The sequence below is a fragment of the Paraburkholderia sp. PAMB 6770 genome (assembly GCF_057748135.1).
In genome coordinates this window covers 732,279-746,983 of record NZ_CM173238.1, presented here as the reverse complement: position 1 = coordinate 746,983, position 14,705 = coordinate 732,279, and the positions used below count along the sequence as shown (strand labels likewise).

Below are 14,705 nucleotides of genomic sequence, written 5' to 3'. Positions count from 1 at the left end.
TTTCTTCGAGAAATCCTGCGATGGATCGCTTTTGGTAAGGATGCCCTGAGCGCGCACCCGTCATCTGGCCGGCCGTGTGCCGCAAAAGCGCCACGACCGGTTTGCTGGACGAATGCCCGACCTCTTTCAGCGGACAACCGAGCCCGCATTATCGGGGCTCACGGCCCCGCGCGACGCCGAACATTTCAAAGACTTTACGTTGTTACAAAGTGGAAACACTTTGCAAACCCTTGTTTTACAACGAAGTTCTAGATTAGGGACCGGTCGCCGCATGCGATGCGTGCCTGCACCGAGCCGGGCACGCCGCCTGCTCCGGCCGAAAGACCGGCTGCGCTTGCGGGTGCGGCTACGGTTGCGTGGGCCGCTGAATGGCGATTGTAATTGTATCCCAAAATAAATTGGCGTCCCGCACGATTCGTTGGCTTGACGCGGCTTTTAGCGGGTTCGCCCGCGCAACTGTTGTATTAATCCATCGCAGGACGAATTGCTCCGCGTTGCCGTCCAGACACGGCGAATTGGCGCGGGCATGTTTACAATGCCAAGGATCCGGCTTTCAAGCCGATGCGCGCCGATGCCGATAGCGTTGCATGACACAAACCCGAATCACGCCCACCACTCGATCAATTGGAACATCTGACCATCGCGCAGCGCAACGCCCATAACGCAAAGCTTGCGAGCTATGCGCACCGGCCGCTTGCGTTCCTGTTTCGCTTCATCCGCCGCCATCCGCTTGCCCATGCCATCGTGCTGTGCAGCGTATTCGCGGCCGTCGGCTGCGCGCTCGCCTCCCAGTACGCGATCAAGCACCTGATCGACGTGCTCGGCCAGGGGCGCCATCATCCGGGCCCGCTGTGGACCGCGTTTGCGGTGCTGGTCGGCCTGATCGCCGCGGACAACCTGCTGTGGCGGATCGGCGGCTGGGTCGCCGCGCACACCTTCGTCGCCGTCACCGGCGACCTGCGCCGCGACCTGTTCCAGTACCTGAGCGGACACGCGCCCACGTACTTCACGGAAAAGCAGCCGGGCACCCTGGCGAGCCGCATCACGGCAACGTCGAACGCGGTGTACACCGCCGAGAACACCACCGCGTGGAACGTGCTGCCGCCGTGCATCGCGGTGGTCGGCGCGATCGTGATGATCATCTCGGTCAATCCGCTGATGGCGGCCTGCCTGCTCACGTGCTCGGCCATTCTTGCGATCGTGCTCTACAAGCTCGCCGGGCGCGGCTCGGTGCGGCATCACAATTTCGCCACCCGGGCGGCCGCGGTCGACGGCGAACTGGTCGACGTGATCGGCAACATGGGGCTCGTGCGCGCATTCGGCATGACGTTTCGCGAACAGGCGCGCTTCGGTTCCACGGTGCAGGCCGAGCTCGACGCGCGCCAGCAAAGCCTGCTCTACCTCGAAAAGCTGCGCCTGCTGCACGCGGTGATCACCGCGATGCTGTCGGCCGGCCTGCTCGGCTGGGCGCTGTGGCTGTGGAATCAGGGCCGCGCGACGTCCGGCGATATCGTGCTCGTCAGTTCGCTCGGCTTCACGATCCTGCATGGAACGCGCGATCTCGCGGTGGCGCTCGTCGACGTGACGCAGCACGTCGCGCGGCTCTCGGAAGCCGTGCGCACGCTGCTCGAACCGCACAGCATGCCGGACCGCGCCGACGCGGTGGAACTGGTGCCGCAAGGCGGACGCATCGATTTCGAGCAGGTGACGTTCGCATATCCGCGCCGCCGGCCGATCCTCGATCACTTCGACCTGCGCATCGAGCCGGGGCAGCGCGTCGGGCTCGTCGGCAAGTCGGGGGCGGGCAAATCCACGGTGCTCGCGCTGCTGCAGCGCTTCTATGAAACCCAGGGCGGGCAGATCAGGATCGACGGCCAGGAGATCGCGGCGGTCACCCAGGATAGCCTGCGGCATACGATCGCGGTCGTGCCGCAGGACATCGCGCTCTTTCATCGCACGATCTACGAAAACATCGCCTATGGCCGCCCCGACGCAACCCGCGACGAAGTGTACGCGGCCGCGCGCGAGGCCCGTTGTGCGGACTTCATCGAGGCGATGCCGGAAGGCTATGACACGATCGTCGGCGATCGCGGCGTGAAGCTCTCGGGCGGGCAGCGCCAGCGGATCGCCATCGCCCGCGCGATCCTGAAGAACGCGCCGATCCTGCTGCTCGACGAAGCGACATCGGCACTCGACAGCGCGTCGGAAGAAGCGATCCAGCACGCGCTCGACCGGCTGATGGTCGGCCGCACCGTGGTGGCCATCGCGCACCGCCTGTCGACGCTCAGCAGCTTCGACCGCATCATCGTGATGAGTGCGGGCAAGGTAATCGACGACGGCAGTCCCGACGAACTGCGCAACCGGCCGGGCCTGTATCGCGACCTGCTGGCGAAGCAGCACGGCAAGGGCAGCACGCTGCATGCGGGCGGCAAGAAGTTCGACGAGCACCACGTCGCCTGACCAACATTCGAGCCGGACGCCGGCGGTACGCACCGGCGCGCGGCGCCTGGCGCCGCCGCTACGGAGGCACCAAAAAGGCCGCTTCACGAAGCGGCCTTCCTGCTTCAAACCGGCGGCAGACCTGACGGCGCCTCCGTCAACTCCGGCGCCCACGGTCGCCCGTCGTGCCACGACCCCGGCGGCAAACCCGCCGCGCGCCCGCCGCTACCCGCCCGGCGACATTGGCGCGAACGACACGTCGTCGGTCGCGACCGCCTGCAGATCCCGCATGAAATTGTCTCGCCACACCGAGACGTTGTTTTCGCGCAGTTGCGCCATCATGTCGCGATAGCGCGCCTGGCGCGCGGCAAGCGGCATCGCGAGCGCCTCGCCGAGCGCTTCCGCCATCCCGTCGATATCGACCGGATTGACGATCAGCGCGCCGTCGAGCTCCTGCGCGGCCCCCGCAAAGCGCGACAGCACCAGCACGCCGGGGTCTTCCGGATCCTGCGCGGACACATATTCCTTGGCGACGAGGTTCATGCCGTCGCGCAGCGGCGTCACGTACCCGACGTGCGCCGTGCGAAAGAGGGCCGCCAGCACCGGCCGCTCGTATTGCCGGTGAATGTAGAGGATCGGCGCCCAGTCGAGCTCCGCAAAACGCCCGTTGATGCGCCCCGACTCGCCTTCGAGCTGCACGCGGATGTCCTGGTACGCATGGAGGTCGGCGCGCGTCGGCGGCGCGATCTGCAGAAACGACACGTTGTTGCGATGCGCGGGCACGTGGTCGAGCAGCCGCTCGAACGCGCGGAAACGCTCGACGAGGCCCTTCGAGTAGTCGAGCCGGTCGACGCTCATGATCAGCTTGCGCGAATGCAGCGTCGCTTTCATCGTGCGTACCGGCTTGCCGCGCTCGCCCGCTTTCGCAAGTTCGGCAATCTCGTCCGGATAGACGCCGATCGGATAGGCCGCCGCGGCCAGCGTGCGGCCGAACGCGTGCACGCTGTCCGGCGCGCCGGTGCGCGCCTCGACGGCGCCGCCCGCTTCGTTGACGATATAGTCGCAAAAAGCGCGCAGATCCGGCGCGGTCTGGAAGCCGAGCAGGTCGAACGAGCACAGCGCCTTCACCAGCGCGCGATGAGGCGGCACCGTCAGCAGCACCTGGGCGGCCGGAAACGGAATGTGCAGGAAAAAGCCGATCCGGTTGCGCACGCCCGCCGCCCGCAATGCCTCGGCAAACGGGATCAGATGGTAGTCGTGCACCCAGATCACGTCGTCCTCGCGCAGCAGCGGCACCAGTTGCTGCGCAAGCCACGCGTTGACGCGGCAATAGCCTTCGAAGTCGTGCCGGTCGTACTGCAGCAGATCCGACCGGTAGTGGAACGCGGGCCACAGCGTGGCGTTCGAGAACCCGCGATAGTACTGGTCGTAGTCGCGCCGCATCAGCGCGATCGTCGCGAAGGTCACCGGCCCGCGCTCCTCGACCTTGATCTGGGGCTGCCCCGACGCGAGCACGTCGCCGCTCCAGCCAAACCACATGCCGCCGGTTTCCTTCAACGCATCGTAGACGCCCACCGCCAGGCCGCCGGCGGCCGGCCCCCCTTCCGAGATCGGCGCGACCCGGTTCGATACGATAATCAGTCGGCTCATGACGCGCGGTGTCCGTGCGAAAGGGCGTTGACGGCGGGAAGCGGCACGCTGGTCATGCGTGGGGCGCGGCCGCGACGATCGCCTCGAGCCACCCGATCAGCGCGTCCACCGAATCGACGCGCGCGCGCGCGATCGTCTCGCCGGCGCCGACCTTGATCGACACACCGCCCCGCTCGTTGACGACTGCGAAACCTTTCTCGTCGGTCAGGTCGTCGCCGGCAAAGACCGGAACGCGGCCGACGAACGGCGGCTCGTCGAGGAACGCCCGCATCGCGCGCCCTTTGTCGACATCCTTCGGCTTGATCTCGTAGACCATCTTGCCGGGCTGCAGCACGTAGGCTCCGGCGTAGTCGGCAACCAGCCGCTCGGTGGCCGTGCGCGCCGCGCCTTCGTGTTCCGGCGCGTTGCGAAAGTGCAGCGCGAGTGCCGCGCCCTTGATCTCCAGCAACATGCCCGGATGCGCGTTGACGACCTCGGCGAGCGCACGCTCCATCCGCAACAGCCGCTCGTCGTGAAAGCCGATGCGCTGCGTATCGCCATTCGCGTCGCGGCGCTCCGCGCCGTGCAGGCCCGCGACCGGCAGATCCGGCATGCCGAGAAAGCGGTCGATGCTATCGATGCCGCGGCCCGACACCACCGCCACCGCGCCGTGAGTCAGGCGCCGCAGCGTGCCCAGCAGCGCGATCACGTCTGGACGCACCAGCACGCCATCGGGCGTGGGCGCCAGTTCGACGAGGGTGCCGTCGAAATCGAAGAAAAATGCGGTCCCGCTCGGAGACAGAACAGCCGGAAGTGCTTGCATCGGTTTATCTTGCCTCTATGCCGCTCGTCGCTGCAACAGTGTGCGCATCTTACCGCGCCCGGCCTTATTTTTCGAGACAGTAAGGCGCGCGGGCCTGTCGGCGCGGCTGCGCAGCCTAGTCGCGCATCCGTTGCGTGCGAACGACCCACGGCGCGGCTTCAGCAAGCTTTCGGCCCGCTGCCTCGTGCTGCGTCATAGCGTCTCGCGGAGGCGTCGATGCGGGGTCCGACGTATGCCGTCCGCCGGGAAAGTGCGCTACAGTCGCAACGAGGCTGGCCGCTGCGCGCGTGCGCAATCGCACGGGCACGGTGCGCGGCGCCGGCTCCCGGCACGAGGATCGCCCTCTCCTACGGACTCAGGGATGCCCGCTTTGTTCGCCAGAAAATCGCGCCCGTCCCGGCGCGCGCCGCGCCGCCCTCCCGGCGCATGGGGCGCGGGCCTGGCCGGCCTCGCCGTCGCGGCCGCGCTGTGCGTGTTGCCCGGCTGCACCCATAGTGGACCGCCGTGGCACCTGACGAACGTTCAGGGCCATCTGCCGGATCTCGACTTCTCGCTGGTCGACGATGCGGGCCGCCCCGTCACCGGCAAGACCTACCTCGGCGACACAACGCTCGTCTACTTCGGCTACACGCACTGCCCCGATGTGTGCCCGGAAACGCTCGCCCGGCTCGTGCAGGTCATGGGCGAACTCGGTCCGGACGCGAAGCACGTGCGCATCCTGTTCATCTCGGTCGACCCGGCGCGCGACACGCCCGCCGTCATGCACGCCTATGTCGACGCGTTCGATGCGCAGCACGCGGTAGGCCTGAGCGGCACCGCCGGGGAAATCCGTACGCTCGCGCGCGAATACCGGGTGGCCTACCAGTTCGGCAAGCCCGACGCGAGCGGCAACTACGAGGTCACGCACAGCTCGGCAATCTATGTGTTCGACGCGCGCGGCCGGGCACGCCTGCTCGCCACCGGTCACGACACCTCGCAGGCGATCGCGGCGGACCTGCGCCGGATCATCGGCGCCGCTGGCTAAACCGCGTCACCTCGCCCACCGCACGCGCACCCCGTCATGATGACTCTGCTCTACTGGCTCGATCCCTGGGAACCGTCGCCGACGGTCGTCATCGCGGTGCTGAGCGCCGCGATCCTGTTCGCGCGCGGGGCACGCAAGGCGCGCGTGTCGTGGCGACGCCAGCTGTCGTTCTGGTTCGGGCTCGTCTCGCTCTACGCGGTGCTGCACACGCGGCTCGATTATTACTTCGAGCATGAGTTCTTCATGCACCGCGCGCAGCATCTGGTGCTGCATCACCTCGGCCCGTTCTTCATTGCGCTGTCGTATCCGGGCGCGGCACTGCGCGCCGGCGTGCCGTTCCGCTGGCGGCAACGCATCGTGCGGCCCATGCTGAACGCGGCGCCGGTGCGCCTCGCGCTTGACGTGCTGCTGCATCCGGCGGTTGCGCTGTTGCTGTTCGTCGGGCTGATCTATTTCTGGCTGTTTTCTCCGATTCATTTCATTGCGATGCTCGACTGGCGTCTGTACCGCGTGATGAACTGGAGCATGGTGATCGACGGCCTGATGTTCTGGTGGCTCGTGCTCGACCCCCGCCCCGCCCCGCCCGCACGGCTCGCGCCGGGCCGCCGGGTGCTGCTCGTGATCGCGGCCATTCCGCCGCAGATCCTGCTCGGCGCGTACATCTTCTTCACGCCCCACGAGCTGTATCCGATCTATTCGATTTGCGGGCGTGCGTTCACGTGGCTCAGCGCGATGCGCGACCAGCAGATCGGCGGCCTGCTGCTGTGGATTCCGGGCTCGATGATGAGCGTCGCAGGCGCGCTGATCGCGTTGCGTCACTGGATGCGGCTGTCCGCGCGCGGCCGGTTGCGCAGCGATCGTCCGCGGCGCGGCGCGGGCACACCCGCGCCCGCATCCGCGACGCAACCGAGCGCGCAGCACGGCAGCTAACGCCGGCTGACAGCACGTGATCAAGGATTCGGCCGGGCTCGGGCCGGCACCCTCCGTCGTCCTGCGCGAGCGCGCTCACGCCGAGCGCATCCAGACGTGCGGAATCCCGTCCTCGTCGTGCACCTCGGACATCGCGGCAAAACCGAACGCACCGTAGAAATCCTGCAGATGAGCCTGTGCGTGCAGCCGGACCGGCGTACCGGGCCATTGCGCGCGGATGTGGCCGAGCGCTCGTGCGAGCAATGCATTGCCGAGCCCTTTGCCGCGGAATCCGGCTGTCGTCAGCACGCGGCCGATGCGGATATCCGCGTCGGTCTCGTCCGGCAGCAGCACCCGCAGATAACCCGCGAGCGTCGGCCTCGCCGCCCCTTCGCCGAACGCCAGAAGATGCCACGCCTGCGTATCGAGGCCGTCGATATCCCCGTAGACGCAGTTCTGCTCGACGACGAACACCTCGTTGCGGGCGGCCAGCATCGCGTAGACCTCGGCAAGCGTGAGCGCGTCGAACGGCTTCCAGCGCCATTCGATGCCTGCGGGCGCGACTTCGGAGTGCGGCGGCTGATTCATGGGACGGGGCGGCGATGGTGGCGGAAAAAAGGCATTATGCCGCGAACGGCATGCGTCCGAAAAGCGCGGCGCCCCCTCGACTGGCGCGGCCGGCCGGCGGGTTGGACTGGGACCGCGTCGCGTCATGTCTCGTCTCGTCACGGCAGCCCGCTCGCCGTGGAGCGCGAATGCCTCGCAGTCGCTGCGTATGGCTGCGTGTCGCTGCGTGTCGCTGCGTGTCGCTGCGTGTCGCTGCGTGTCGCTGCGTGTCGCTGCGTGTCGCTGCGTGTCGCTGCGTGTCCCTGCGTGTCCCTGCGTGTCGTCGCATGTCGTCGCATGTCGTCGCATGTCGTCGCATGTCGTCGCATGTCGCTGCACCATTGATCTGCAGTCCCAATTAAATGGAAATCTTTCTACCGTCCGCGGACAGGTGAAGTCATTCCCCCGCATCGACCACGTCGACCGCTTCGACCGGATGCTGAAGATGGGTCAGCAGGCTGTCAGCGCCGCACAGATGCAGCGCGCCGATCACGACGAGCGTGCGCCCGGGCGCTTGTGCCAGCGCGCGAATCCGCGGCGCCCATGCGCGGTTGCGCGCATCGAGAATCGCCTCGCGCAGGCCGGGCAGCCCAAACAGGGGCGTCGCGGATGCGATCTGCCAGAGTGCGGCGAGATCCCGCTGCAGCCACGCGGCCTGCATCTGTTCGAGGGTCCGCTGGGGTTCGCCGGGATCCGCGAGCAGCGTCGCCAGACCGTCGCGGATTGTCGCGAGCGGAATCGCTTCGAGCGACGCGGCGATCTCTTCGGCGCTTTCGAGGTACCGCCAGGATTTCGCGTCGCCGAGCGCCCTGCGCTGCAGCCTCGGTTCGACGCCCTCGACCACGCGCTGACACAGCATCGGCGCGGCGATCAGCACCGCCCACGGCTTGAGCGCGCGCAGCGGCGCGAGCGCGCCCTCGGCCGGCCACGAGCGCGCCAGCTGGTTCCACCGCTCGGGGCCCAGCCACTGTTCGAGCGCCGTGTCTTCCGGTTGCCGCAACAGCGGCAAAAAGGCGCCCGCATCGGATTCGAATACCAGTGACTCGGCCCAGTCGAACGCGCGGTCGATCCACACGGGCATGCGCGGGCTGGACGCGGCGAACAGATGCATCGAGCCGAGCAGACGAATCGATGTCCCGGCGAGTTGAACGTACATGGTGGCGAATCCGAGAGTCGGCGACAGTGACGGCAGCCGGTCGTTGAAGGCCTCATCGTAGCCGAATCGAGGCAGCGCGGGGATCCGGCGAAAACCGATCCGAAAAAAACAGAGCGGAAAAAACAGGGGGGAGAAAAAGCACAAGAAAAAAGAAAAGCCCCGACAAGTCGGGGCTTTTCCTTGACTGCTGGAGGCGCGAGCCGGAGTCGAACCGGCCTGGACGGCTTTGCAGGCCGCTGCATAACCGCTTTGCTATCGCGCCATAAGCGGACTGCGGGCACCGTCGCAACAGGTTGCGCATGCAACGGTCTCGCAGATTTTTGCCGGTAAGCAGCCTGACTGCTCAGGTCGCCACCAAACAAAAAGGGAAGCGTTGCTTCCCCGTATGTGTGGAGCGGGAGACGAGTCTCGAACTCGCGACCTCAACCTTGGCAAGGTTGCGCTCTACCAACTGAGCTACTCCCGCATGGTCCTGCACAACAGCGCGTTTCGCGCGCGAGCTGCCACCGCTCACCGTGAAACACACCTGCAAGCAGCGCGAAGACGCTGCCCAAAAATCTGGAGCGGGAGACGAGTCTCGAACTCGCGACCTCAACCTTGGCAAGGTTGCGCTCTACCAACTGAGCTACTCCCGCATGATCCTGCTTGCTGCTCCGCGCATCCGGTACCGCGTGCATCGGAGAAACGAGATTATGGAGAAAGCGCAGAAACGTGTCAAGCCCTCGATTGCGGGACGTCCCGTGCGGGCGCCCTCACAGATGGCCGCCCCGTTCGCGGATCTGCGGCCACGCGAGCTTCATGTAGTAGAGCATCGACCAGATCGTCAGGAATGCCGCCAGTACGATGAGCCACATGCCCCACACGCGCGTGTCGAGCGTGACGCCCGGCGCGAGCGGCACGGGCCCGTACAGCAGCAGCATCGGAATCGCGATCATCTGGCAGGCGGTCTTGAACTTGCCGAGCGAATTGACCGCGACGCTCTTCGACGCGCCGATCTGCGCCATCCACTCGCGCAGCGCCGAGATCGCGATCTCGCGCCCGACGATGACGAGCGCAATCGCCGCATCGAGCCGCGCAAGCTGCACCAGCACGAGCAGCGCAGCGGTCACCATCAGCTTGTCGGCCACCGGATCGAGAAATGCGCCGAACGATGAGGTCTGGTTCCACTTGCGCGCGAGAAAGCCGTCGAACCAGTCCGTCAGCGCGGCGAGGATGAAGATGGTCGCGGCCGCCACGTTGCGGTGCGCGAGGCTCAACATCATGTCCGGCAGATAGAACACGCCGACGACGAGCGGAATCAGCACGATCCGCAGCCACGTCAGAAATATCGGGAAATTGAACGGCATGAGCAGGCGCAGCGTCAGACCAAGGGAGATGCAATTGTGCCGTGTCGCACGGCCTGCCACAAGCGAACGCGATGCGCAACCCCGAGCGCGGCGCAGCGCAATCAGTGCAACTGCCGATAGATCTGCTCGGCGAGCGCCCGCGAGATGCCTTCGACGCTCGCCAGATCGTCGATGCTCGCCGCCACCACGCCGCGCAGCCCGCCGAAGCGGGCGAGCAGACGCTGGCGGCGTTTCGCGCCGACGCCCTCGAGCTCTTCGAGCCGCGACGTCTGGCGCGTCCTGGCGCGCTTCGCGCGCATCCCGGTGATCGCGAAGCGGTGCGCCTCGTCGCGGATCTGCGCAACCAGCATCAGCGCCGCGCTCTCCTTGCCGAGTTCCAGCGGCGCGCGGCCATCGGCAAAAATCAGCGTCTCGAGGCCGACCTTGCGCCCTTCCCCCTTCGCGACACCGACCAGCATCGAGCAGTCGAGGCCGAGCTCCGTGAAGACCTGGCGGGCGATCTCCACCTGACCCTTGCCGCCGTCGATCAGCACGATGTTCGGCAACAGCGCGCGACCCGGCGCATCGGGTGCATCGGCCGCATCGGGCACCGTATCGGGCGCCAGCGCGTCCGCATCGGCGGCTTGCGCGGCGGCCTGCGCGACCCTCTTCTCGTAGCGGCGCGTCAGGACCTGGCGCATCGCCGCGTAATCGTCGCCCGGCGTGATGCCGGCGATGTTGTAGCGCCGGTACTCCGACGACTGCATCTTGTGATGGTGATAGACGACGCACGACGCCTGGGTCGCCTCGCCCATCGTGTGACTGATGTCGAAGCACTCGATCCGCAGGTGCGCGAGATCCTCGCCGTCGAAGCCGAGCGTATCGGCAAGCGCGCGCGTGCGCGATTGCTGCGAGCCCTGCTCGGAGAGCAGCCGCGCGAGTGCGAGACGCGCGTTCTGCTGCGCCATGGCGAGCCACGCGCGCCTTTGCCCCTGCGGCTGACGCAGCAGCGTCACCTTGTGACCCGCCTGCTCTGTCAGCAGATCGACCAGCTCGCGGTTCGCCGGCGCGTGGCTGACCACCAGCACGGGCGGCGCCCGGTTGCCGAGATAGTGCTGCGCGATGAACGCATCGAGCACCTCGGCCTCGATGCCGGTCGCAGCGCGTGCGGCCGCGGCCTGCGGAGCCGCGGCCGGCGCGCGCTGCGCACCTTCTGTATGCGGTGCGTCGGCTTCGGCATCATCCCCACCGGCGCCGATCGCACCGGCCTCGTCCTCCGCCAACGCGGCACCGGCCGCGTCGAGACCCGCCGCGCGCGGCCCGCGGCGGCCGCGCACGCCGCTCGGCAACGCCTGCGCGGCGAGGGCGATCGCGTCGTCACCGGTTGCGCCAAGCCCGCCTTCATCGAGCGTCAGCGCGCTCTCGACGTGTTGCGGGAAGTACGCCTTGTCGCCGAGATGACGTCCGCCGCGCACCATCGCGAGATTCACGCACACCCGGCCGCCCAGCGCGACCACCGCGAGGATATCCACGTCGCTGTCGCTGCCGACCTCGATCGCCTGCTGGTGCAGCACCGTCGACAACGAGCTCATCTGGTTGCGCACCGCTGCCGCCTGCTCGAACTTCAGCTCGGCCGCGAACGCATGCATCTTCTCCTCGAGCTCCGCCATCACCTCGTTCTGCCGGCCAAGCAGGAAGCGCGACGCATTGGCGACGTCACGCGCGTAATCCTCCGCACTGACCGCGCCGACACACGGCGCGCTGCAACGCCCGATCTGATGCAGCAGGCAAGGCCGCGTGCGGTTGCTGAACACCGAGTCCTCGCAGGTGCGCAACTGGAACACGCGCTGCAGGATCTGGATGCTCTCGCGCACTGCCCACGCGCTCGGGAACGGGCCGAAATACTGGTTCGCGCGATCGACCGCGCCGCGGTAATACGCCATGCGCGGGAACGCATGGCCGGTCAGCTTCAGATACGGATACGACTTGTCGTCGCGAAACAGGATGTTGTAGCGCGGCGCGAGCGCCTTGATCAGATTGTTTTCGAGCAGCAGCGCCTCGGCCTCCGAGCGCGTGACGGTGGTCTCGATGCGCTCGATGCGCGTGACCATCATCGCAATGCGCGGCGACAGCAGCGTCTTCGTGAAATAGCTCGAGACGCGCTTCTTCAGGTCGCGCGCCTTGCCCACGTAGAGCACCGTGCCTTGTGCGTCGTAGTAGCGGTACACGCCGGGCAGATGCGGCAACTGGGCAAGCACCGGTTTCGGCTCGAAAACGGACGGGGCGCGAGGGGAGTCGGGAGCGTCGGAAGCGTCGGGAGCGGTCATGCGGAATCGGGCGAAATCAGACGGAACCGGACGGAATACCGCGTCCCGGTGTGCGCGGCAACTGGAATGGGTGCTTTAAAATCGCCAGTTTAGAACATTCCGGTCGCGTCCGAGACGCGCACGCCATGCCGTCCATTCCGCCGTCCACCCCGCAGCCGGGTTTGCAGTCAGGCTCGCAGTCCGATCCGCAGCCAGGCTCGCAGCCGGGCTTCGCGTCAGTCTCCCCGCGAGGCTCGCCGTCCGCCAGGCCGTCGGACTCGCAGCCTGCTGCGCTGCCTGGGTCATCGGCTTCGCCGGCCCGCGGTCCCGCCGGGTCGCCGCCTGCGTGCGACCTCTTTTGCGCGGTGATCGACAACTTCGGCGATATCGGCGTGTGCTGGCGCCTCGCGCGCCAGCTCGCGCACGAACACGGCTGGCAGGTGCGCCTGTTCGTCGACGATCTGCGTCCGTTCCAGCGGCTGTGCCCGTCCGTCGTGCCGGAACGCGCGCGCCAGCGGATCGACGGCGTCGTCGTCGAACACTGGCACGCGCCGGCGCAGGCGGGCGAGGCGCTCGCGGTAGCCGACGTCGTCATCGAGGCATTCGCGTGCGAAATTCCGCATGCGTACGTCGCCGCGATGAGCCGGCGCGCCCGCGCGCCCGTCTGGATCAACCTCGAATATCTGAGCGCCGAAGACTGGGTCGCGGACTTTCATTTGCGCCGCTCGCCCCACCCGCGCTATCCGCTCACGAAGACATTTTTCTTCCCGGGCCTCGGCGCGGGCACCGGCGGCGTGCTCAAGGAGCGCGGCCTCGATGCGGCGCGCGCCGCCTTCGAGGGGTCGCCGGATGCGCGCGCCGCATGGTGGCGCGCAGCCACCGGACAGCCGCCGCCCGCCGCCGGCAGCACCGTCGTCTCGCTGTTCAGCTACGAAAATCCCGCCGTCGACGCGCTGCTCGCGCAGTGGCGCGACGGCACCGCGCCCGTCGTGCTGCTGGTGCCCGAGGGGCGGATCTCCGGTGCAATCGGGCGCTTTTTCGGGCTGGAGACGTTCGCCGCCGGCACGCGCGCGCAGCGCGGCAACCTGCACGCGCATGCGCTCGCCTTCACCGACCAGTCGGGTTACGACGCGCTGCTATGGGCGAGCGACGTCAATTTCGTGCGCGGCGAAGATTCGTTCGTCAGGGCTCAATGGGCCGCGCGCCCGTTCGTCTGGCACATCTACCCGCAGGCGGACAACGCCCATCTGCCGAAGCTCGATGCCGCGCTCGCGCACTACGCCGGCCCGCTTCCCGCCGACGCGCGCGCCGCGCTTGCGCGCTTCTGGCACGCGTGGAACGGCGCCGGCACGCCCGACTGGACCGGTTTCTGGCGACACCGCGCAGCATTCGCGCAGCGCGCGCGCGAATGGGCCGGCGAGCTGGCCCGGCATGGCGAACTCGCCGGAAATCTGGCCGAATTCGCAAAAACTCAGTTAAAATAAGCGGTTATCCAATGAACAACGGCCGCCGTTGCCAGCCCCGCCCCAGAGGCCCGGCCCGTGCGCGGCCGGCTGCGCAGGCACGGCGCCGTCTCCGTCGCTCCCGTCCTGCACGCGTTCCGGCGCGCGTTGTCGGGCCGCACGCTCCGGGTAAGGAAGTCGTTCTTCGGGAAGATCGTGAGGCGGCCCCGCGCGGGCCGCACGCCGTTGAGCACCGTTGAAGCTATTGAAGCTATTTATTTCGCACAGGACAGTTTTATGAAGATCGCACAGGAACTCCGCACCGGCAACGTCGTGATGATCGGCAGCGACGCGATGGTCGTGCAAAAGACCGAGTACAACAAATCGGGCCGTAACGCCGCCGTCGTCAAGATGAAGTTGAAGAACCTGCTGACCGGCGCCGGCATGGAGTCGGTGTACAAGGCCGACGACAAGTTCGACGTGGTCCTGCTGGACCGCAAGGAAGTGACCTATTCGTACTTCGCCGACCCGATGTACGTGTTCATGGACGCCGACTACAACCAGTTCGAAGTCGAAGCGGAAATGATGGGCGACGCGCTGCACTACCTCGAAGACGGCATGCCCTGCGAAGTCGTGTTCTACAACGAAAAGGCCATCTCGGTCGAACTGCCGACCACGCTGGTGCGCGAGATCACGTACACGGAGCCGGCCGTCAAGGGCGACACGTCGTCGGGCAAGGTGCTGAAGAACGCCAAGCTGAACACCGGTTTCGAACTGCAGGTGCCGCTGTTCTGCAACATCGGCGACAAGATCGAAATCGACACGCGCACGCACGAATACCGCAGCCGCGCCTGAGCGCAGCCGCCACGCCAATGGCCGGCCAGTTGCGCCTTTGCGCGTCGCCGGCCGGACAAGAAAGCGCCCTGCGGGGCGCTTTTTCTTTTTTGCACGACCGTGTATGGTTGAAGAAAACTTTACCGGCACGATTGTTCCATTTGCCGGTCCCGAGGTTTTCCCGCACCCCGACCGTGCCCGCGCAGCGCCCG

The 14,705-nt window shown here is 67.1% G+C and carries 11 protein-coding genes and 3 tRNA genes; 5 read left to right on the top strand and 9 right to left on the bottom strand.

Annotation, left to right across the window (positions count from 1 at the left end; translation table 11 throughout):
* The first annotated feature begins 624 nt into the window (after positions 1–624).
* Positions 625–2,460, top strand: a complete 1,836-nt coding sequence (locus AC3AP7_RS03575) for an ABC transporter ATP-binding protein (RefSeq protein WP_475765503.1) — start codon at positions 625–627, stop codon at positions 2,458–2,460.
* Positions 2,461–2,664: 204 nt separating this feature from the next.
* Here the strand turns inward: AC3AP7_RS03575 and otsA are convergent, their stop codons facing one another.
* Positions 2,665–4,089, bottom strand: a complete 1,425-nt coding sequence (otsA, locus tag AC3AP7_RS03570; RefSeq protein WP_475765506.1) for an alpha,alpha-trehalose-phosphate synthase (UDP-forming) — start codon at positions 4,087–4,089, stop codon at positions 2,665–2,667.
* Positions 4,090–4,141: 52 nt separating this feature from the next.
* Positions 4,142–4,891 (bottom strand): trehalose-phosphatase, encoded by a 750-nt coding sequence (gene otsB, locus AC3AP7_RS03565; RefSeq protein ID WP_475765508.1) that lies wholly within the window; start codon positions 4,889–4,891, stop codon positions 4,142–4,144.
* Positions 4,892–5,252: 361 nt separating this feature from the next.
* Between otsB and AC3AP7_RS03560 the strand changes: the two genes are divergently transcribed.
* Entirely contained in the window at positions 5,253–5,915 is a 663-nt protein-coding gene (locus AC3AP7_RS03560) for an SCO family protein (RefSeq protein WP_475765510.1), read from the top strand.
* A 39-nt stretch (positions 5,916–5,954) separates the two neighbouring features.
* Complete coding sequence (locus AC3AP7_RS03555) at positions 5,955–6,845, top strand: cytochrome c oxidase assembly protein (protein ID WP_475767807.1); 891 nt, start codon at positions 5,955–5,957, stop codon at positions 6,843–6,845.
* Positions 6,846–6,920: 75 nt separating this feature from the next.
* Here the strand turns inward: AC3AP7_RS03555 and AC3AP7_RS03550 are convergent, their stop codons facing one another.
* The 7 genes from AC3AP7_RS03550 to uvrC all read right to left on the bottom strand — a co-directional run bounded on the left by AC3AP7_RS03550 (position 6,921) and on the right by uvrC (position 12,238).
* Positions 6,921–7,412 carry a GNAT family N-acetyltransferase gene (locus AC3AP7_RS03550; protein ID WP_475765512.1) on the bottom strand — a complete coding sequence of 164 codons (492 nt, stop codon included), beginning with the start codon at positions 7,410–7,412 and terminating at the stop codon, positions 6,921–6,923.
* A gap of 415 nt (positions 7,413–7,827) precedes the next feature.
* Positions 7,828–8,586, bottom strand: coding sequence for a TraB/GumN family protein (locus AC3AP7_RS03545; protein WP_475765514.1), 759 nt, complete (start codon positions 8,584–8,586; stop codon positions 7,828–7,830).
* Between the two features lie 188 nt (positions 8,587–8,774).
* Positions 8,775–8,848: transfer RNA gene (locus AC3AP7_RS03540), tRNA-Cys, on the bottom strand.
* A 128-nt stretch (positions 8,849–8,976) separates the two neighbouring features.
* A tRNA-Gly gene (locus AC3AP7_RS03535) sits at positions 8,977–9,052 on the bottom strand.
* A gap of 93 nt (positions 9,053–9,145) precedes the next feature.
* Positions 9,146–9,221 (bottom strand) — tRNA-Gly (locus AC3AP7_RS03530).
* Between the two features lie 117 nt (positions 9,222–9,338).
* Positions 9,339–9,932: a CDP-diacylglycerol--glycerol-3-phosphate 3-phosphatidyltransferase gene (gene pgsA / locus AC3AP7_RS03525; protein ID WP_475765516.1), complete on the bottom strand. Its 594-nt coding sequence runs from the start codon at positions 9,930–9,932 to the stop codon at positions 9,339–9,341.
* 101 nt (positions 9,933–10,033) lie between these two features.
* The gene (gene uvrC, locus AC3AP7_RS03520) at positions 10,034–12,238 is read right to left on the bottom strand and encodes an excinuclease ABC subunit UvrC (protein WP_475765518.1); all 2,205 of its coding nucleotides are present in this window, start codon (positions 12,236–12,238) and stop codon (positions 10,034–10,036) included.
* Positions 12,239–12,288: 50 nt separating this feature from the next.
* On the opposite strand from uvrC, the gene earP reads away from it, so the two are divergent.
* Both earP and efp read left to right on the top strand, forming a co-directional pair.
* Positions 12,289–13,701, top strand: coding sequence for an elongation factor P maturation arginine rhamnosyltransferase EarP (earP, locus tag AC3AP7_RS03515; protein WP_475765521.1), 1,413 nt, complete (start codon positions 12,289–12,291; stop codon positions 13,699–13,701).
* 255 nt (positions 13,702–13,956) lie between these two features.
* Entirely contained in the window at positions 13,957–14,514 is a 558-nt protein-coding gene (gene efp / locus AC3AP7_RS03510; RefSeq protein ID WP_475765523.1) for an elongation factor P, read from the top strand.
* Positions 14,515–14,705: the final 191 nt, after the last annotated feature.